The organism is Streptomyces sp. NPDC002104 (assembly GCF_053593795.1).
This window is the reverse complement of sequence record NZ_JBSFDF010000032.1, coordinates 1-18,575: the sequence shown is the minus strand read 5'-3', so window position 1 is coordinate 18,575 and position 18,575 is coordinate 1. Positions and strand designations below refer to the sequence as shown.

The window sequence follows — 18,575 nt, the reverse complement described above, 5'->3', positions numbered from 1 at the left end:
TTGTCAAGCTCGACGAGGCATCAGGCAGGACTTGACAGACCGGTCAGGGCCAGCCGATTTCGTTCCTCAGGAGCGGGGCGGAATCCGGTCCGCCCGCAGTCACCTGCACGTCGCCGCCGGCCCCCGCACCGGCGTATCCCCCGTACCCGAGGACCAGGGTCAAAAGTATTCCTACGCACATGACTGCCTTCTTGAGCTGGCGGTTCATGGTTCCCTCCCCATTGATCAAACGGAAATCACCCCGGGCTCAGCGAGAGGATCAACCGGCTACCGATCGGTATTCGAATGACCGGATCCCGCCCGTGGTCAGCCCCAACCAAGCACACCTCGAACGACCCTGGCAAGCATGTGTCAATTATTTGACAACCTTGGAAGTCGATCTCTACTCTCTCCCGGGCAAGCAAGGAGGGGGACGACATGCAGATGAACTTCGCCGGGCCTACGCAGATCCGGCACGTGATCCACGGGGCCCGCCGGGAGGTCCTCCTCGCCGTGCCCCACGTGTCCGGCTTGAAGGAACAGGTCGACGTGGCGGCCGCGCACAGCGTCACCGCCGGCTCTGGCGTCAGCGTGAAGGTGTTCGTGCCACCGGGCGAACGGGGCGGGGTGGAGCACCACGGGGGACGGCTGTCCGAGCTCGCCAAGGAGGGCGTGGAGATCCACGCCCTGACGGGGCACAGTCCGCGCATGGCGATCATCGACGGTTCCGTCGTCATCTGGGCCATGAACCAGAAGGACTACAGCGACGGTGCCTTCATCGGGCACAAGCTGCCGTTCATCCCCTTGCTCGTGCGCTCGCTGACCACCCCGGAGCCGCCCGGGGACGGCGCACCGGCCCCGGTGCAGGACCTCAACCCCCTGTCCCGCGAGGTGCTGCGCCAGCTCACGCTCGGCACCACGGACGAGACGGCCGCCCACCACATGGGGATGGCCTTGCGCACCTACCGCCGCTCGGTCGCCCGCCTCATGGACTCGCTCGACGCCCGGAGCCGGTTCCAGGCCGGATACCTGGCGGCGCAGCGCAATCTGCTCTCCTGATCCGGTCCGGGTCCTGATCAGGTCCTGATCGGGTTCTGATCCGGTCCGGGCAACACCGGCGGCCTTCGTACCGATCCTGCGCGTTCCCCGGCCGGGGAGCCCTGATCGGCGCGAAGGCCGCCGGCTTTCGCGTCATGCCGGGGAGAACTGCCCCGCCACGAGGAATCCGCAGACCAGCGCCACGGCCACCGCCACCGCCGGGCCCATCGGGGAGTCCGGACGGCGGGCGTGCAGTTCACCCGTCACGGCCGCGCTGATCAGCAACGGGGCCCCGAGCGCCAGGGAGTGCGTCAGCCCGAGCCGTGGCGGCAGGCCCTGGAGGACCTGTCCGCCCACGAAGCCCAGGAGCACCGCGGTGAAGACCTGCCCGGGCAGCCGGCAGCGCAGCGGTGGCAGCCCCCTCCGGCCGGTGGCACCGGCCGGCCACAGCACCGCCGCCACCGCGTGCAGGGCGACGAGCAGGCCCGTCAGCTCCGTCAGGGCGCCGACGAGCCCCCACGGCCCTTCCGTCATACGGCCGGCCTCCCCGGTCCGCGGACCGGGCCGGCGGGACGGCCGGCGGGGCGGCCGTCGTGCGCGCAGCGGCCCGCGCCCCGATGGGCGGGGGCGACCCCCCGGGCGTGCAGCGCCACGCAGACGGGGCAGCACACCACACCGACCAGCAGCACCTTCGTACGTCGCACGGCCTTGCGCAGCGTCCCTCTCATACGGCCGCGCCCGGGGCCGGAATTGCGGTGGTCATTCCTCGTCCTTCCCGATGCTCTCTCCTGCGGTCGTACGGGTCAGCCCAGGTAGTCCTCGGCTCCGCCGGCGCGCACCGTGTCGAGGGTGAAGCAGTGGAAACCGCCGCCGAAGAGCCGCCGGTGCCGGTGCCGGACCGGCACCACGGTGAAGTGGTGGTCCTCGAGGGTCCGGATGAGCGTCTTGCAGGCGTCGTTGACCATGACGGTCGACTCGTCGACGGACAGCAGGTTCAGGTCGATGTACGGGCTGGGCGGGATCGGGTCGCCGTTCTCGTACTGCGGGTAGTCCTCCAGCGCGGGCGTGGGCGCGACGATGACGTCCCACTTGCGCAGCGCCTCGGGCAGGTAGGCGCGGGCTCCCTCGGAACGCAGCAGCAGCAGGCCGGGGCGGAGCGCGACGATGACGCTGTCGATGTGGCTCTGGGTGAGCTTGTGCATGCGGTGGATGCGGAAGCGGCCTTCGAGGTGACGCTCCAGCCAGTCCACGGCGAGCGCGTGGTTCGCGTTGGAGATGTTGACGATCACGTCACGGCCGAAGCGCAGGGCGTTCGCTCCGTCGATGAGCATCTCCAGACCGACGTCGTACGGGGAGGGCCGCGGGTCCAGCGGCACCTCGACGTTGGGCGCGGCGGTGGCCACGTTGCCCGGGTCGAAGGAGTTGTCGGTCATCACCGGCCGCGGCATGGTGGTCCAGCGCGCGCCCTGGAGGAAGTACTCCTGGAAGACCGGGGCGAGGAACTTCGTCTCGAAGTACCGGGCCCGGAGCATCGGCGGGGTCTCGATGATCTCGTCACCGAGAATCAGCGTGTTGTCGCGGACGTTCAGGGGCGGAGTGACGGGCGCGGACCAGAACGGCGTGCTGACGCCCCGGTCGAACTTCTCGGGCGCCAGGGGCCGGTGGACCGTGACGCCCAGGGACTTCAGGGTGTCCGCCATCCCTTCGACGTCCTCGACCAGTTCGTCGGCGAGGCGCTGGCGGAAGGCGATCCGCTCGGGGGACTCCGCCGTCGTCCCGTCCTGGGACACCCGGATGGACGGGTAGTAGCCGCGGGCTCCGGTGAGGTTGTCGCTGATGAACATGTCGAAGGTCAGGTCGCGGACCCGCTGGGCGTAGTTGTCGGCCGAGCCGACGATGACCTCTTTCAGCGATGACCACTCGTCGTAGCTGTTCAGGCGCATGTGCGTGACCCTCCGGGGGCGTGTTCGGAATTCATCGTGTGGTGTCGTCCGCCGCGGCGGCGAGGATCGCCTGGACGGGGCAGAGCCCGGCGGCTTCGTGGACGGCGGCGTGCAGGTCCTGCGCCGGCCTCTCGTCGAGGAGGACGACCGTGCCGTCCTCATCGTCCTGGTCGAATACCTCGGGCACGGCCAGGGCGCACTGCCCCGAACCGACACAGGCGTCGGGCTCGATCGTGATGTGCATGGGGTTTCGGTTCCTCACCAGGTGACCGGAAGGCGGTGGACTCCGTAGACGCTCATGTCCGAGGCGAGCGGGACCTCTTCCGCCGGGATCGCCAGGGCGAGGTCCGGGAACCGGCGGAACAGCGCGGGCAGGGCCGTGCGCATCTCCATGCGGACGAGGTTCTGTCCCAGGCACTGGTGGATGCCGAAGCCGAAGGCCATGTGGCCGGCGGTCTTGCGGCTGAAGTCGAGCCGGTCGGGATCCGCGAACCAGCCCGGGTCGCGGTTGGCGGCCGGGATGGATACGGTGATCGACTCACCGGCCCGGAACAGGTGGCCCTCGAAGTCCGTGTCCTCCAGCGGCGTGCGCGGCACACCGAAGTGGAAGACGGACAGGTAGCGCAGCAGCTCCTCGACGGCGTTGTCCGTGAGGGAGGGATCGTCGCGGAGCCGGGCCAGCTGGTCCGGGTGGGCCAGCAGCGCCAGGGTGCTCAGACTCAGCGAGCTGGACGTGGACTCGTGCCCGGCCGTCAGGAGCAGGACGCCGACACCCGCGATCTCCTCGGAGTCGAGCGTGCCGTCGGCGGCGAGCATGCTCAGCAGTCCCCCGCCGGAGCCGGCGGCTCCGGCCGAGGCCAGCCCGCGCAGGAACCCGTAGAGCCGGTCCATGGCCTCCGAGGCCTCGGTGGCGGTCGCGGTGAGGCTGAAGAGGATCTCGCTGTTGCGCTGGAACTCGGCCCGCTCGCTGTACGGGACCCCGAGCAGCTCGCAGATCACCAGGGAGGGAACGGGCAGCGCGAAGGCCTCGACGAGGTCGACCGGGCCACCGCGCGCGGCCATGGCGTCCAGCAGGTCCTCGACGATGCGCTCGATCCCGGGGCGCATCTCCCGCATCCGGCGCGCGGTGAACTTCCCGGCCAGTTGCTGACGCAGCCGGGTGTGCTCCGGGGCGTCCATGTCGACGAGCCACCCCGGCAGGGCCCGCGCCCCGTAGAAGGGGTCGACCCCGGGGCGGGACACGGGTGCCCGCTTGAACTCGGAGCGGGCGCTGAAGCGCGGGTCGGCCAGCAGCTTGCGGGCCAGGGCGTGGCTGGTGACCAGCCACCCGATGTGGCCGTCGGGGTAGCGCATCCGGCGGACGGGCTCGTCCTGCCGGTACTTCGCCAGCTCCGGGGGCGGGTCGAAGGGGGTGGTCCGCACGGTGGGGTGGGCGTCCGTGCGGGTCGTGTTCGCGGGGTGGGTCATGTTCCGATCTCCTTGGTCAAGAACGCGGCCAGGCGCCGGACCCCTTCCTCGATCTCTCGGGGGTCGAGGTAGCTGCACGAGAGGCGGATCTGGTGGTCTCCGGCTCCGCCGGCGTAGAACTGCTCCATCGGGGTCCACAGGACCCCGTACTTCGCTGCCGACACCTCCAGCAGCGCGGGGTCGGCGCGCACCGGCAGGTGGACCCGGACGAAGAAGCCGCCCTCCGGCCGGTTCCAGCGCACGCCCGGCGGTGCCACGCCGGTCAGGTGCCGGTCCAGGGCTTGCGCGAGGCAGGTCAGATTGCGCTGGTACAACTCCGCCTTGTGACGGCCGAGGGTGGCCAGCGAGCCGCCGTGTTCGAGCAGCATGCCGCCGATGACGGCCTGCGAGAGCGGAGAGGTGTTGACGGTGACCATCGTCTTGAGCGTGGCCAGTTCGGCGGCGAGCGGCCGGGTGGGGCCGCTCTGCCCTCCGACCCGCTGGTCGGCGACGACGTAGCCCACCCGGGCGCCGGGGAAGGCGACCTTCGCGAACGTGCCGATGTGGACGACCCGGCGGCCGGTGTCCAGGGCCTTGAGCGAGGGCATCGAGGACGCGACGGTGGCGGTGAACCCGTAGGCGTTGTCCTCCAGGATCAGGAAGTCCTCCTGCTCCGCCAGTTCGAGGAGCCGGTGACGGCTTGCGAGCGGCATGCGCCCGCCGCCGGGGTTGGAGAAGTCGGGAGCCACGTAGAGGGCCCGGACGGCGCGGCCGGCCAGCCGGGCATCGCGGCAGGCCGCGGTCAGCGCCTCCAGGTCGATGCCCTGGGTTCCCTCGGCGACCGGCACCACGTCCAGGCCCAGCATCCGGGCGGCGCCGGTGATGCCGACGAAGCACGGATCGGCCACGGCGAGGATGTCCTCGGCGGATCCGAACAGGGCCCTGAGGACCAGGAACATGCCCTCCTGGGCACCCACGGTCACGACGACGTCCTCGGGCGAGGTCTCGATGCCGTGGTCGCGCCACAGCGCCTCGCTGACGATGTCGTTGATGATGCCGCGGCTCGGCCCGTACTCGAAGAGCATGCGGCGGGCCCGCTCGGGGCCCATCCCCCGCTCGCCGAGGTGGCGCAGGAAACGGTCGGTGTAGTGCTGGATGTCGGGGTCGGGCAGGGTGTCGGGGTGCGGGGCGCCCGGCGCGAAGGAGATCGCGTCCGGGAAGCGGCCCATCACCTCATTGAGGAATCCGATCGAGCCGAGGACGGGTGCCCCGAGCGAGTCGTGCAGGCGGGACGGGGAGAGAAGTACCATGCCCGGTCACCCACGCGACCGTGAACGCTGCCAGCGGCCTTCGACCTTGGCGAGGACGTCGTCGCTGTACGAGCGGGCGGCCTGGACGAGCGCGAACTCGGCCAGGTAGCGGCGGAACAGGTCCAGCGGCTCCTCCACGAGGCCCAGCATGCGACGGTTGGCGACGACGGCCGGGGCGGCCAGGCCGGCCGCGGCGCTCTCGACGGCCTCGTCCATCGCGGCCGCCGGAACCACTTGGTCGCAGACCAGGCCGGCCTGCGGGTCGTCCGTGGCGATGCGACGGCCGCCCAGCAGGATCTGGCGGGCGGCGCGGGCGCCGGTCAGGCGGGACAGCCGCAGGTTGCCGAGGCCGGGCACGATGCCCTCTTCGGCGGCCGGGAGGCTGAAGTAGGCACCGTCCTCGGCGATGACGTGGTCGAGGACGAGCAGCAGCTGCATCCCTCCGCCGATGGCGAAGGCGTCCACGGCCCCGATCCAGGGCTTCTGCACCGTGCGCTCGGCCCAGGCCTCGTGCTCGGGTGCGATCAGCAGGCCCCGGTACATCTTGTTGATGTAGCCGAGCTCCCGGCCGAGGAGGAACCCGACGAAGGAGATGTTCCCGTTGCGCAGGTCCTTGAGGTTGATGCCGGCGCTGAAGACGCGGCGGTTCGCATAGCGGGGGTGGTCCACCTCGCCGCCCCGGAGCACGCCGACGCGCACCCGGTCGTCCAGCAGAACCAGGTCGACCGCCGTCTCCAGATCCGCGATGAGGCGGTTGTCCTCGGCGTTGAGGCAGTGTGCGTTGCGGAACGTCACATGGGCCGTGTGGCCCCGCCGTTCGAGGAGCACCGACTCCAGCTCGACGCGGTCGGTGGCGCGGAATCCGGCGAGCAGTTCCCGTGCCCGCGGCGTGGGGGCCAGCATGGCGTCGATCAGGTGGGGGCCCGCGACCGGCGAGTTCAGCACCGCGTGGCAGAAGAGGCCCTGGTCGATCTCGCGGCCGTCCTTGTGCGCCTGGACGCACGCGTCCTCGGCGGCCATCTCGGCCCGCGTCGGCGTCAGTCCGGGGAACCGGTCGGCGGCCGCGAACACCAGGTCGGGCAGGCGGACCGGGCGGGTCCGGCCCTCGGTCAGCACGTCGTACACGGCTTCGGCGTGCCGGGCCAGGAAGAGGCGGCGTGCCGTACGGCCGGCCGTGAGGGCCCGCTCCGCGGCCTGCTGCTGCGCCGCGCCGCGCTCCGGCTTGGCGGGGAGGACCGCCAGCTGCCCGGCTTCCTCCGCGGCCGCGGCCGCCAGCAGGGCCGTATCGGCGGTCAGGTCTCCGCAGTAGGCCGGCGGCGCCGGGACGGGCGGCTCGTCGAGGATGGCGACCCCCGTCATGACGCGGCCTGTCCGGCGAGTCGGGGTACGTCCGCCGCCTCGGCACGCAGGCGGCGCAGTTCCCGGTCGCAGGCCGCGAGGTGGATGCCGAGCGCTTCGTCGTATCCGGCCGTCGCGGCCTCGGAGATCAGCTGGCGGCGCAGAGCCGTCTCGCGGTCCGCGAACCGGCCCGTGAGCGCCGCCGCCGCGCGCACCGCCTCCTCGATGTCGTCTCCGGCGTGGTCGACGAGGCCGAGCTCGACGGCGCGCGGAAGGGCGATGTCGGCGCCCCACATCACGAGCTGGCGGGCCCTGCGCACCCCGAGGAGCTGCACGAGGCGGAAGAGGGCCATACCGGGCCAGAAGTGGCCCTCGTTGACGGGAAGTTCCACGACGAGGCCCGGCGCGCCGACCCGGAAGTCCACGGCCAGCAGCAGGTCCAGGGCGGGGCCGGCGCAGATGCCCTCGGCGACGGCCACGGTGACCGCGTCGAGCTTCTCCAGCCGGCGGACGGCCCGTTCCCAGCGGTTGACGGTGGAGACGCTGATCCCGCCCGGCCATTCCACGGTGCCGGCCGCGACGGTGGTCAGCCGCAGCACCACGGCGGCCTTGTCCGCCAGGCCTTCCAGCGCGCCGCAGAGGTCGTTGACGGCAACCGTGAGCTCCGCCAGGGGGCGTGTTGCGTCGATCTCCACGCTATGAATGTTCTTCACGACAGTTATTCCTTCCGTCACCACGAAACCAGGGCCATTTCGATGGTCGATCCGGGACCCATGGTCATGAACACTCCGAAATCACCGGACTGGGCCACACCCTCGGCGCGCAAACGCTGATAGGAGAAAAGGAACGACCCACTGGACATATTTCCGTGGTCCCGCAGCACGCCGGTCGTATGCCGTACGTCATGGCGGCTCAGACCGAGGTTCGCCCGGACCGAGTCGATCACTTTCTTTCCACCCGAGTGGATCACCCAGTGGGAAATGTCCGAACGGCCCAGGCCGGTTCCCGCCAGGAGGCGGTCCAGCGCGATCTCGGCGTGCGCTCCGACCACGTAGGGGACTTCCGGATCCAGGTAGAAGCTGAATTTCCCGTGCGAGTCGTCCCAGTCGAAGCGCATCGCGTCGACGGCGTCGGGAATGATGCAGCTGGAGAACTTGAGGAGGGCGGGCCCGAGGCCGGCGGCCGCGTCCGGCGTCGCGTCCGCCTCCCCGTCCGTCTGCCCGTCCTCTTCCACGCCCTCTTCCACGCCCTCCCCCGCGCCGCCCGGCGAGATCACCGCGAGAGCGGCGGATCCGTCGCCGAAGAGGCTGTTCACCACGGACGAGCGCATCGTCCCGTCGAACACGTAGGCCGCGGAGCAGGCCTCGATGCAGACCAGCAGGGCGAGCTCGCCCGGGTGGGCGTTGGCCCAACCGGACACCGCCGTCAGGGCGTTGAGTCCGGCATTGCAGCCCATGCCGACGATGTCCAGGCGGGAGCAGTGGACATCGATCCCCATCTCCTTGATGAGGAGGGCCGAGAACCCCGGCGTCAGCAGGCCCGTCGTGGTGACGCAGCAGAGGTACCGGACGTCCGCCAGCGTCGCGCCCGCGTCCTTCAGGCAGGCCTCGATGGCCTCGCGCCCCATGGACAGGCCGTTCCGGGTGTGCTTCTGCAGCAGTTCGCCCTGCGTTTCGGTGGCCCGCGTGCCATCCGGCAGCATGGGCGGCAGGGAAAGGCCACGACGCTCGATGTCACCGTTCAGAAAGACTGAACGTATACGCGGATCGGTGATTCCGAACTCGTCGATCATCTCCTGCTGCGTATACGAAGTCATGGGCACGGCAGTGCCGATACCTGCAATCTGCGGGGGATTTTCCATCAGTTTCACACTCGACTCCAGGAAGCTACAATCATTCCATGTCACAGCAATCAACAGTGTCTTACGAGAAGTTCGGCAACCTTGCCCGGATCACGCTCAACAGGCCCGAAGTCCTGAATGCCATGAATCTGCGCATGCACGAGGAACTCGCCGAAATTTGGGACGATTTCGAATCCGACGACGACATGTGGGTCGCGGTTCTCTCCGGGTCCGGCGAGCGCGCCTTCTCCGTCGGACAGGACCTGAAGGAGCTCGCCGGCCGTGAGCAGGCGGGTACGGCGGCGCCCTCCACCTTCGGCAGCCGCGGTAAACCGGGGTGGCCCCGGCTCACCGAACGGTTCGACCTGGCCAAGCCGGTCGTCGCGCAGGTACGCGGGTACGCCATGGGCGGCGGATTCGAACTCGCCCTGTCGTGCGACATCGTCATTGCCTCCGAAGATGCGACCTTCGCCCTGCCCGAAGCCAAGCTCGGGCTCATGGCGGGGGCCGGCGGCGTGTTCCGGCTGACCCGGCAACTGCCGTGGAAGACGGCGCTGGGCCACTTGCTGACCGGCCGGCCGATGGACGCCCGACGCGCCTACGAACTCGGCCTGGTCAACGAGGTGGTACCCGCCGCCGATCTCGACGCGTGCGTCGAGGGCTGGGTGGCGGATCTCCTGCGGTGCGCCCCGCTGTCCGTCCGGGCGATCAAGGAGGCGGCCACGAAGTCCGCTTCGATGACGCTGGAGCAGGCATTCGCCACCCGCTACCCGTGGGAGGAGCGGCGGATGCACAGCCAGGACGCGATCGAGGGGCCGGTGGCCTTCGCCGAGAAGCGCGCACCCCGCTGGCAGGCCCGCTGAACGGTCCGGGCGGCCGGGCGATCGCCCGGCCGGTCCGGGCGGGCCGGGCGGGTTCCACCGTCCGGCCCCGGCACCGGCGCGCCCGTGCCCGGGCGGCCGGGCGGCCGGGCGGTCGGGCGGTCGGGCGGTCGGGCCCGTCAGCCGAAGTAGTCCTCGGCTCCGCCTTCACGCACCGTGTCGAGGGTGAAGCAGTGGAAACCGCCGCCGAACAGCCGCCGGTGGCGGTGGCGGACGGGCACGACCGTGAACTTGTGCTGTTCGAGCTTCCTCATCAGCTCGGGGCACGCCTCGTTGACGAGGACGGTGTCCGGGCCGACGGAGAGCACGTTCAGGTCGATGAACGGACTCGTCAGGACGAGGTCGTCGTCGTCGTAGCGCGGGAAGTTGTCACCCTCCGGCGGCGGCGGCACGATGAGGTCCCACGTGCGCAGCGGCTCGGGCAGCAGCTCCGCCACCTCCGCGGAGCGCACCAGCAGCGTGCCGGGCCGCAGGGCCAGCACCATGCTGTCGATGTGGCTGTCACTGAGCCCGTGCACCCGGTGGATCCGGAACCGGCCCTCGAGGTGCCGCTCCAGCCAGTCGACGGCCAGTGCGTGGTTGGCCGTCGAGATGTTGGCCACGATGTCCCGGCCGAGCCGCAGGCACTGTGCGGCGTCGAACATCATCTCCAGCCCGACGTCGTACGGCGAGGGCTGCGGGTCCTCGATGGGTTCGGTGGGACCCCCGGCCGTGCTGGCCCGTACGTACGACAGGTCGAAGGACGCGTCGGTCATCATCGGCCTCGGCATGACCGACCAGCGCGCGCCCTTGCGGAAGTACTCCTGGAAGAGGGGCTTGAGGAACTGCGTCTCGAAGTAGCGCGAGCGGATCATGGGAGGGGTCTCGATGATCTCGTCGCCGACGATCAGCGTGTTGTCCCGGACGTTCAGCGGCGGAACCACCGAGGCGGACCAGGCCGGCGTCCTGACCTCGTTCATCGCCGCGTCCACATCGGTCGGCCTCAGGACGTTGACCGAGAGCGACGCGAGGGTCTCGGCCATGTGCTCCAGGTCCTCGTTCAGTTCCGCGACGTACCGCTCCTTGATCGGCACCCGCTCATGCGCCTTGGACGGGTCCGCGCCGCGCGAGGAGAGCCGGGGATAGTACCACTCGGAGCGGGAGGAGTTGTCCTTGGCGATGTTGTCGTGGAAGAAGAGGTCGAACGACAGCTCCCGCTCGTGCGAGACGTAGTTCTCGGCAGAGCCGACGATCACCTCCTTGAGGGGCGACCACTCATCAAAGCTGTTCAGCTGCACGGTTCCTCGATTCCTCGATTCCTCTTCCGGCTCCACGCCGTTCCAAGGCCCGAACGCTACGCCCGGGGAATCTCTCCATGAACCCGCATGGCAAGTTCTTGCCATCTCACGTTTCACCTGACCGTGAAGGCTCCCTCGCCCTCTAGCTGGGAGATGTCACGCCACGGCGCATCCGGCTCAAGGAATGTCCGGGGTCCGCCACGCACGGTTTGGCAAGAACTTGCCAATGCTCCCGCCGGGGGTGTCAGCCCCGCATACGGTCATGTCCGACCCGGACCAGGCCACCCCCTGGGCACGACGAGGAGACACAGGCATCATGGACATCTCGCACAGCGGAGACCCGGTTTTCGAGCGCTTCCAGTTCCTGGTGAACGCGCCCGCTCTGTTCAACGCGGTCGCCACCACGGTCGAGCTGAGGATCTTCCACTTCCTCGCGGACCACCCGGATTCGGACTTCACCGCCATCCGCAATTTCACGGACATGCCGCCGCACCAGTTGCGCGTCCTGCTCCAGGCCGTGTGCACCACCGGCCTGCTGCGCCGGGAGAACGGGAACTACTCCAACTCCGCCGTCGCCGCCGACCTGCTCGCCTCGGACGCCGAGGACAGCTGGAGCCACATCATCGTGGGCTGGAAGGAGGTCTACTACCCGGCGTTCGCGCAGATGACCACGGCGCTCAAGGCCGGCACGAACACCGCCCTCGACAGCTACCCCGGCGACGAGCCCACGCTCTACCAGCGCCTGTCGCGCAACCCGGAACTCGAAGCGGTCTTCCACCGGGCGATGAGTGCCTTCACCCTGCAGTCCGTCGACGCGCTCGTCCAGCGACCGGAGTTCGAGTCCGTGCGCAAGCTGCTCGACGTGGGCGGCGGCGACGGCACCACGTCCGCGCGGCTCGTGGCCCACCACCCGCAGCTGACCTCCACCGTCTTCGACATGCCGAGCGTCTCCAAGCTCGGCGAGGACAAGGCGGCCGCCGTCTTCCCCGACCGGGTGGAACTCCACGCCGGCGACGTCTTCAACGACGCGTTCCCGCTCGGCGCCGACGCCGTCCTCTTCAGCCACATCCTGGAGATCTTCTCCGAGGACCAGATCCTCGGCCTCATGAAGAAGGCCTACGACGCCCTGCCCGCCGGCGGCAAGGTCTTCGTCTACGGCTACAACGTCTCCGACGACGAGACCACGGGCATCTTCGGCGCCCGTCTCGGCCTCTACTTCAACGTGCTGGCCAGCGGCCAGGGCATGGCCTACCCGGCCCGCGACTACGAGGGCTGGCTGCGCGAGGTCGGATTCACCGCCGTGGAGACCATCGGCGGACTGCCCTACGAGCACGGCCTCACGCTCGGCGTGAAGTGACGCCCCGCACCACGACCACCCCTTCCTGAGGAGACATCCATGGCCAACCCCTTCGACGACGCCGACGGCAGCTTTCTCGTACTGGTCAACGACGAGGGCCAGCACTCCCTGTGGCCCGGCTCCGTCGACGTCCCGGCGGGCTGGACCGTGACCTTCGGCGCCGCCGGCCGCGCTTCGTGTGTCGAGCACATCAACACCACCTGGACCGACATGCGGCCGCTCAGCCTGGTTGCCCAGATGGACCGGGCTTCCTGACCTCCCTCAGCAATTGCGTTGCCGGCGGCGGCGACAACCATCTCTAGAAGCGAGTGACGATGATCGCGGGTTCGGTTCCGGCGTCTTTCCGGGCACAGGTAGCACGCACGCCCGATGCGGTGGCCGTGCGGTGTGCCGGCCGCAGCCTCACGTACCGGCAGTTGGACGACCGGGCGACCGGGCTGGCGCAGCGGCTGGCCGCCGGGGGCGCCGGCGCCGAAGTGCCGGTGCTGGTCCTGATGGACCGGTCGGTGGAGCTGGTCGTCGCGCTGCTGGCCGTGCTCAAGGCGGGCTCGTACTACCTGCCGCTGCACCCCGCGTTCCCTCGGGAGCGCATGGAGTGGATCGCCGCCGAGAGCGGGGCTCCCGTCCTGCTGACCGACACCGTCATGCGCCACCGGGCCCCCCAGGCAGCCACCGTCGTCGTGGCCGACCTGCCCGGTACGGATGCGGAGGCGGCCGCGGCCGCGGAGTGGGTGGAACCGGGTACGGCCACTCACCCCGACGAGCTGGCCTACGTCATGTACACCTCGGGGTCCACCGGGACGCCCAAGGGCGTGGCGATCACCCACCGCAACGTCACCGACCTCGTCGGCGACACGATGTTCACCGCCGCCGGCGCCCACGACCGGGTGCTGCTCGTCGCCTCGTACGCCTTCGACCCCTCGACGTACTCCCTCTGGTACCCGCTGCTGCACGGTGGCACGGCGGTCATCGCGACCGACGCCGAGCTCACCGTGGACCGGCTCGCCCTCCTGATCGCCGAGGAGCGGATCACCGCCGCCGAGATCCCCGCCGGTCTGTTCCGCGTCATGGCCGAGGAGCGGGCGGACTGCTTCGCCGGCGTCCGCGAGGTCCTCACCGGCGGAGACGTCATCCCGGCCGGCGCCGTGCGCAGCGTGCTGGAGCGCTGCCCCGGCACCCTCGTGCGCGGCACCTACGGTCCGACCGAGACCACCCTCTACGCCACGCAGTTCCCCTGGACCGGCGCCGCCGACGTCCCGGACCAGGTCCCGATCGGCATGCCGCTCGACGGAATGCGCGCGTACGTGCTCGACGGGGCCCTGCGCCCCTCCCCCATCGGTGAGACCGGCGAGCTCTACCTCGCCGGAGCCGGGCTGGGCCGCGGCTACGCCGGCCGGCCCGGCCTGACCGCCGAACGGTTCGTCGCCGACCCGTACGGACCGGCGGGCGCCCGCATGTACCGCTCGGGCGACCTGGGCCGCCTCAACCACGACGGTCTGCTCGAATTCGCCGGGCGTGCCGACGACCAGATCAAGATCCGCGGGTACCGCGTCGAGCTCGGCGAGATCGAGGCCGCGCTCGCCGGCGTCCCCGGCCTGCGACAGGTCGTCGTGACCGCCCGCGAGGACGCGGCGGGCGAAAAGCAGCTCGTCGCGTACGTGGTTCCCGAGGGGCCCGGCGGAGCCGACCACGAGGCGCTGCGCGCCCGGCTCGCCGACCGGCTCCCCGCCTACATGGTCCCGGCCGCCTTCGTCACCCTCGACGAGCTGCCCCTGACCGCCAACCACAAGGTCGACCACCGCGCCCTGCCCGCGCCCACCGCCGGGGCACGCCCCGGCCGCACCCCCCGCACCGAGCGCGAGCAGGCGCTCTGCCGGCTCTTCGCCGACACGCTGCAGCGGTCCGGGGTCGGCGTGGACGACGACTTCTTCCTCCTCGGAGGCAATTCGCTGCACGCGACGCGCCTGGTCAGCCGCATCCGGTCGGCGTTCGGCATCGACCTGGGTGTGGCGGCGGTCTTCGGAAACCCCACCGTCGCCGCCCTGGCCGAGGTCATCGAGGGGGCTCCGCAGGCCCGCCTCGCGCTCCGCCCGGCCGCCCGCCCCCGCGTCGTACCGCTCTCGCCCTCCCAGTACCGGATGTGGTTCCACCACCGGCTGGAGGGTCCGTCGGCCACGTACACCCTGCCCATCGCCGTCCGCATCGACGGCCCGCTCGACCCGGTGGCCCTGGAAGCGGCCCTCGGTGACCTCTTCGACCGCCACGAGGGTCTGCGCACCGTCTTCCCCGAACACGAGGGCGAGCCCTGCCAGGTCGTGCTCGCTCCGGACTCGGCCCGCCCGAGCCTGCCGGTGGAGCGCCCGTCGGACCTCGCCGCGGCACTGCGCGAAGCCTCCCTCTCCCCCTTCGACCTGACCACCGACGTCCCGCTGCGCGCCCGGCTGTTCAGCGCCGGACCGCAGGAGCACGTCCTGCTGCTCACCCTCAACCACATCGGCACCGACGGCCTGTCGATGGGGCCGCTGACCCGGGAACTGCACGAGGCCTACGCCGCGCGGCTCTCGGGCCGGGCCCCGCAGTGGTCGCCGCTGCCCGTGCAGTACGCCGACTACACCCTGTGGCTGCGCCGGCTGCTCGGCTCCGAGGAGAACTCCGGGGACCTGGCCGCCCGCCAGCTGGACTTCTGGCGGGAGGCCCTGGCCGGCGCCCCGGAGGAGCTGGAGCTCCCGGCCGATCACCCCCGTCCCGCCGTGGCCGGGTTCGGCGGCGGCACGGTTCCGTTCGAGATCGGCCCGGAGCTGCACGCGGCGATCACCCGGCTGACCCGTGTCACCCGCACCAGCGTCCACATGGTGCTGCAGGCCGCCGTCGCCGGTCTGCTCACGCGCCACGGCGCCGGTACCGACATCCCCATCGGCGGCACGGTCGCCGGCCGCACCGAGGCCGACCTCGACGGGCTGATCGGCTTCTTCGTCAACACGCTGGTGCTGCGGACGGACACCTCGGGCGACCCGAGCTTCCACACCCTGCTCGACCGGGTACGGGCCTTCGACCTCGCGGCCTACGAGCACCAGGACGTCCCCTTCGACCGGGTGGTCGAAGCCGTGAACCCGGCCCGCTCGCTGTCCCGCCATCCGCTGTTCCAGGTCATGCTGACGCTGGAGAACCCGGACGGCTACGCCTTCTCGCTGCCGGGCCTCACGGTGTCCTCCGAGGAACTGGCCACGGACACGACCCAGTTCGACCTGCTGTTCGGCTTCACCGAGCGGTACGCCGAGGACGGCTCCGCGGCCGGGGTGAGCGGACGGCTCGACTTCGCCACCGACCTGTTCGAGCCGGCCACGGCCGAGCTGCTGGCGCGCCGGTTCCTGGCGCTCCTCACACGTGCCGTGTCCGATCCCGATCGGCCCCTGTCCGCCCTCGACCTGTTCCTCGCCGGTGAACGCGAGGAGATCCTGCGCAGGGCGGACGCCGCCCGCACCGAGCTGCCGGACGCCTCGCTGGCCGAACTCGTCCAGGCCCAGGTGGCGCGTACGCCCGAGGCCCTGGCGGTCTCGGCGCCGGACGGCGACCTGACGTACGCCGAACTCAACGACCGGGCCAACCGCCTGGCCCACGTGCTGCTCGCCCAGGGGATCGGCCCCGGCACGTACGCCGCGGTGGCCCTGCCGCGCGGCACCCGGCTCATCGTCGCCTTCCTCGCGGTCCTCAAGGCGGGCGCCGCCTACCTGCCCATCGATCCGGCTTATCCGCAGGACCGCATCGAGTTCATCCTCCAGGACGCGCGCCCCGCCGTGTGCATCGTCGACGGCCGGTCCTCGGCGGTACTGCCCGAGGGCACACAGGTCCTCGACCTCGACGGCGCGCCGACCCTCGTCCGGCTCGCGCAGGCCGCCGGCAACGACCCGACGGACGGCGACCGGCCCGCGCGGCTGACCTCGGAGACCCCCGGCTACGTCGTCTACACCTCGGGGTCCACCGGCCGCCCCAAGGGCGTCGTGCTCCCGGCCCGCGTGCTGATCAACCTGCTGGCCTGGAACGCCACGGTGTTCCCCTGCGAACCCGGCTCCCGGGTCTCGCAGTTCAGCGCCGTCAGCTTCGACGCCTCGGAGCACGAGATCCTCACCGCGCTCCTCAACGGCAAGACGCTGTGCGTACCCGACGAGGACACCCGGCTCAACCCCGCCCGGCTCGCCCGCTGGCTGGACGAGCAGCGCATCACCGAGTTCTTCGCCCCCGACCTGGTCATCGCGGCGGTGTACGAGGCCGCGAACGAGCAGAACCTCGCCCTCACGGCCCTGCGCCACGTCGCCCAGGGCGGTGAGGCACTCCAACTGACGGACCTGGTACGTGACTTCCACGCGGCCCGGCCCGGTCTGCTGCTGCACAACCACTACGGACCGTCCGAGACCCACGCCGTCACCAGCGCCACCCTGCCGGCCGCCGTGGACGGCTGGCCGAGCACGGCGCCCCTGGGGGACGGGATCTGGAACACGCGGCTGTACGTCCTCGACGAACAGCTGCGACCGGTCCCGGCCGGTGTGCCCGGCGAGCTGTACCTCGCCGGCAGCGGGCTGGCCCACGGGTACCTCAACCGCCCCGGCCTCACGGCCGAGCGTTTCGTCGCCGACCCGTTCGGCCTCCCCGGGGAGCGGATGTACCGGAGCGGTGACGTCGTGCGCTTCGGCGCGCAGGGCGGCCTCGCCTTCCTCGGACGCGCCGACGACCAGGTCAAGATCCGTGGTGTCCGGGTCGAACTCGGCGAACTCAACGCCGTGATCTGCCGCATGCCCGAGATCGTGCAGGCGGCCACCGTGCTGCGCGAGGACCGCCCGGGCGACCGCCGCCTGGTCTCCTACGTCGTCACCGCGCCCGGCGGCTGCGCACCGGCCGCCGAAGCGATCCGCCGGCACGTCGCGGCCTGCGTGCCCCAGGCCGTCGTTCCTTCCGCCTTCGTCGTGGTCGAGGCACTGCCGCTCACCCCGAACGGCAAGCTGGACCGCAGGGCGCTGCCCGCCCCGACCTATGCGGGAGCCTCCGGCCGCGCCCCGCGCACGCCCGACGAGCAGGTGCTGTGCACCCTGTTCGCGGAGGTCCTCGGCGCCGACACGGTCGGCGCGGACGACGACTTCTTCGACCTGGGCGGCCACTCCCTGCTGGTCACCCGGCTCATCAACCGGATCCGTGTCGTCCTCGGACGCGATCTCTCCGTCCGAAGCGTCTTCGAGGCCCCGACGCCCGCCGCGCTGGCCGTCGCTCTGGCAGCGGCCGCTCGGCCGAGGGCGGCGCTGCGCCCCGCGCCGCGGCCGGACCGGCTGCCCGCGTCACCGGCGCAGCAGCGCCTGTGGTTCCTCGACCGGCTCGCGCCGTCCGGTACGACGTACAACCTGCCCGTCGGCTACCGGCTGAACGGTCCCGTGGACGCCGCGGCGCTGGAGTCGGCACTCGGTGATCTGCTGGTCCGGCACGAAGTCCTGCGCACCGTCTACCGCGAGTCCGACGAGCTGGTGCTGCAGGCCGTCCTGCCTTCCGCTCCCGCCGAACTGCACCGGGCCCGGTGTTCCGAGAGTGAACTGCCCGGGCTGCTGGATGTGCTCGGCAGCCACGTCTTCGATCTGTCCGCCGAGCTCCCGATCCGGGTCACCCTGATCACCCTGGCCGAGAACGAGCACGTCCTGCTCGTCCTCCTGCACCACATCGCCGGCGACGCCGCCTCCATGGGCCCCCTCACCCACGACCTCAGCCACGCCTACACCGCCCGCCTCACCCACCAGACACCCCAATGGACCGAACTCCCGGTCCAGTACGCCGACTACACCCTGTGGCAGCAGGAACTCCTCGGCACCACCGACGACCCCCACTCCACCCTCAACACCCAACTCGCCTACTGGAAGCAGGCCCTCGCCGACCTGCCCGCCGAACTCACCCACCCCACCGACCGACCCCGACCCACCCACCCCACCCAACGCGGCGGATCCCTCGAAATCGACCTCGGCACCGACCTCCACGAACGACTGACCCAACTCACCCGCACCACCGGCACCACCCTCACCATGGTCATGCACGCCGCACTCGCCACCGTCCTCACCCGACTCGGCGCCGGCACCGACATCCCCATCGGCACCCCCATCGCCGGACGCACCGACGAAAACCTCGACCACCTCAT

14 protein-coding genes are annotated in these 18,575 nt (G+C 70.9%); 5 read left to right on the top strand and 9 right to left on the bottom strand.

Going from position 1 to position 18,575, the window contains the following annotated elements:
- Window positions 1–417 precede the first annotated feature (417 nt).
- Entirely contained in the window at window positions 418–1,038 is a 621-nt protein-coding gene (locus ACWCP2_RS24895) for a hypothetical protein (protein WP_450910796.1), read from the top strand.
- A gap of 132 nt (window positions 1,039–1,170) precedes the next feature.
- On the opposite strand, the gene ACWCP2_RS24890 is transcribed toward ACWCP2_RS24895, so the two are convergent.
- From ACWCP2_RS24890 to dpgA, 8 genes are all read right to left on the bottom strand, one after another.
- Window positions 1,171–1,551, bottom strand: a complete 381-nt coding sequence (locus ACWCP2_RS24890; protein WP_450910795.1) for a hypothetical protein — start codon at window positions 1,549–1,551, stop codon at window positions 1,171–1,173.
- Between the two features lie 269 nt (window positions 1,552–1,820).
- The gene (locus ACWCP2_RS24885) at window positions 1,821–2,960 is read right to left on the bottom strand and encodes a glycine amidinotransferase (RefSeq protein WP_450910794.1); all 1,140 of its coding nucleotides are present in this window, start codon (window positions 2,958–2,960) and stop codon (window positions 1,821–1,823) included.
- A 31-nt stretch (window positions 2,961–2,991) separates the two neighbouring features.
- A complete protein-coding gene (locus ACWCP2_RS24880) occupies window positions 2,992–3,204 on the bottom strand; it encodes a ferredoxin (protein ID WP_450910793.1) in 213 nt (70 codons plus the stop codon).
- A 14-nt stretch (window positions 3,205–3,218) separates the two neighbouring features.
- Window positions 3,219–4,427 (bottom strand): cytochrome P450, encoded by a 1,209-nt coding sequence (locus tag ACWCP2_RS24875; protein ID WP_450910792.1) that lies wholly within the window; start codon window positions 4,425–4,427, stop codon window positions 3,219–3,221.
- Window positions 4,424–5,716, bottom strand: coding sequence for an aminotransferase-like domain-containing protein (locus ACWCP2_RS24870; protein WP_450910791.1), 1,293 nt, complete (start codon window positions 5,714–5,716; stop codon window positions 4,424–4,426). The genes ACWCP2_RS24875 and ACWCP2_RS24870 overlap by 4 nt, the downstream gene beginning before the upstream one ends.
- Before the next feature lie 6 nt (window positions 5,717–5,722).
- A complete protein-coding gene (dpgC, locus tag ACWCP2_RS24865) occupies window positions 5,723–7,075 on the bottom strand; it encodes a (3,5-dihydroxyphenyl)acetyl-CoA 1,2-dioxygenase DpgC (RefSeq protein WP_450910790.1) in 1,353 nt (450 codons plus the stop codon).
- Window positions 7,072–7,767: an enoyl-CoA-hydratase DpgB gene (gene dpgB, locus ACWCP2_RS24860; protein ID WP_450910789.1), complete on the bottom strand. Its 696-nt coding sequence runs from the start codon at window positions 7,765–7,767 to the stop codon at window positions 7,072–7,074. The genes dpgC and dpgB overlap by 4 nt, the downstream gene beginning before the upstream one ends.
- Before the next feature lie 17 nt (window positions 7,768–7,784).
- Window positions 7,785–8,915, bottom strand: a complete 1,131-nt coding sequence (gene dpgA / locus ACWCP2_RS24855; protein WP_450910845.1) for a 3,5-dihydroxyphenylacetyl-CoA synthase DpgA — start codon at window positions 8,913–8,915, stop codon at window positions 7,785–7,787.
- A 38-nt stretch (window positions 8,916–8,953) separates the two neighbouring features.
- On the opposite strand from dpgA, the gene dpgD reads away from it, so the two are divergent.
- The gene (gene dpgD, locus ACWCP2_RS24850; protein WP_450910788.1) at window positions 8,954–9,757 is read left to right on the top strand and encodes an enoyl-CoA-hydratase DpgD; all 804 of its coding nucleotides are present in this window, start codon (window positions 8,954–8,956) and stop codon (window positions 9,755–9,757) included.
- Between the two features lie 137 nt (window positions 9,758–9,894).
- On the opposite strand, the gene ACWCP2_RS24845 is transcribed toward dpgD, so the two are convergent.
- Window positions 9,895–11,052, bottom strand: a complete 1,158-nt coding sequence (locus tag ACWCP2_RS24845; protein ID WP_450910787.1) for a glycine amidinotransferase — start codon at window positions 11,050–11,052, stop codon at window positions 9,895–9,897.
- Between the two features lie 316 nt (window positions 11,053–11,368).
- Here ACWCP2_RS24845 and ACWCP2_RS24840 point away from each other — a divergent pair, with 316 nt between their 5' ends.
- From ACWCP2_RS24840 to ACWCP2_RS24830, 3 genes are all read left to right on the top strand, one after another.
- Window positions 11,369–12,409 (top strand): methyltransferase, encoded by a 1,041-nt coding sequence (locus tag ACWCP2_RS24840; protein WP_450910786.1) that lies wholly within the window; start codon window positions 11,369–11,371, stop codon window positions 12,407–12,409.
- 39 nt (window positions 12,410–12,448) lie between these two features.
- On the top strand, window positions 12,449–12,664 hold the full coding sequence (locus tag ACWCP2_RS24835) for an MbtH family protein (protein ID WP_450910785.1): 216 nt from the start codon (window positions 12,449–12,451) through the stop codon (window positions 12,662–12,664).
- A 119-nt stretch (window positions 12,665–12,783) separates the two neighbouring features.
- A partial coding sequence (locus tag ACWCP2_RS24830; protein ID WP_450910784.1) for an amino acid adenylation domain-containing protein occupies window positions 12,784–18,575 on the top strand: 5,792 nt, incomplete at its 3' end.

Excerpts from the sequence above, each read along its gene's own strand:
- ACWCP2_RS24895 (WP_450910796.1), top strand. The coding sequence starts at position 418 with ATGCAGATGAACTTCGCCGGGCCTACGCAGATCCGGCACGTGATCCAC.
- ACWCP2_RS24890 (WP_450910795.1), bottom strand. The coding sequence starts at position 1,551 with ATGACGGAAGGGCCGTGGGGGCTCGTCGGCGCCCTGACGGAGCTGACG.
- ACWCP2_RS24885 (WP_450910794.1), bottom strand. The coding sequence starts at position 2,960 with ATGCGCCTGAACAGCTACGACGAGTGGTCATCGCTGAAAGAGGTCATC.
- ACWCP2_RS24880 (WP_450910793.1), bottom strand. The coding sequence starts at position 3,204 with ATGCACATCACGATCGAGCCCGACGCCTGTGTCGGTTCGGGGCAGTGC.
- ACWCP2_RS24875 (WP_450910792.1), bottom strand. The coding sequence starts at position 4,427 with ATGACCCACCCCGCGAACACGACCCGCACGGACGCCCACCCCACCGTG.
- ACWCP2_RS24870 (WP_450910791.1), bottom strand. The coding sequence starts at position 5,716 with ATGGTACTTCTCTCCCCGTCCCGCCTGCACGACTCGCTCGGGGCACCC.
- dpgC (WP_450910790.1), bottom strand. The coding sequence starts at position 7,075 with ATGACGGGGGTCGCCATCCTCGACGAGCCGCCCGTCCCGGCGCCGCCG.
- dpgA (WP_450910845.1), bottom strand. The coding sequence starts at position 8,915 with ATGGAAAATCCCCCGCAGATTGCAGGTATCGGCACTGCCGTGCCCATG.
- dpgD (WP_450910788.1), top strand. The coding sequence starts at position 8,954 with ATGTCACAGCAATCAACAGTGTCTTACGAGAAGTTCGGCAACCTTGCC.
- ACWCP2_RS24840 (WP_450910786.1), top strand. The coding sequence starts at position 11,369 with ATGGACATCTCGCACAGCGGAGACCCGGTTTTCGAGCGCTTCCAGTTC.
- ACWCP2_RS24835 (WP_450910785.1), top strand. The coding sequence starts at position 12,449 with ATGGCCAACCCCTTCGACGACGCCGACGGCAGCTTTCTCGTACTGGTC.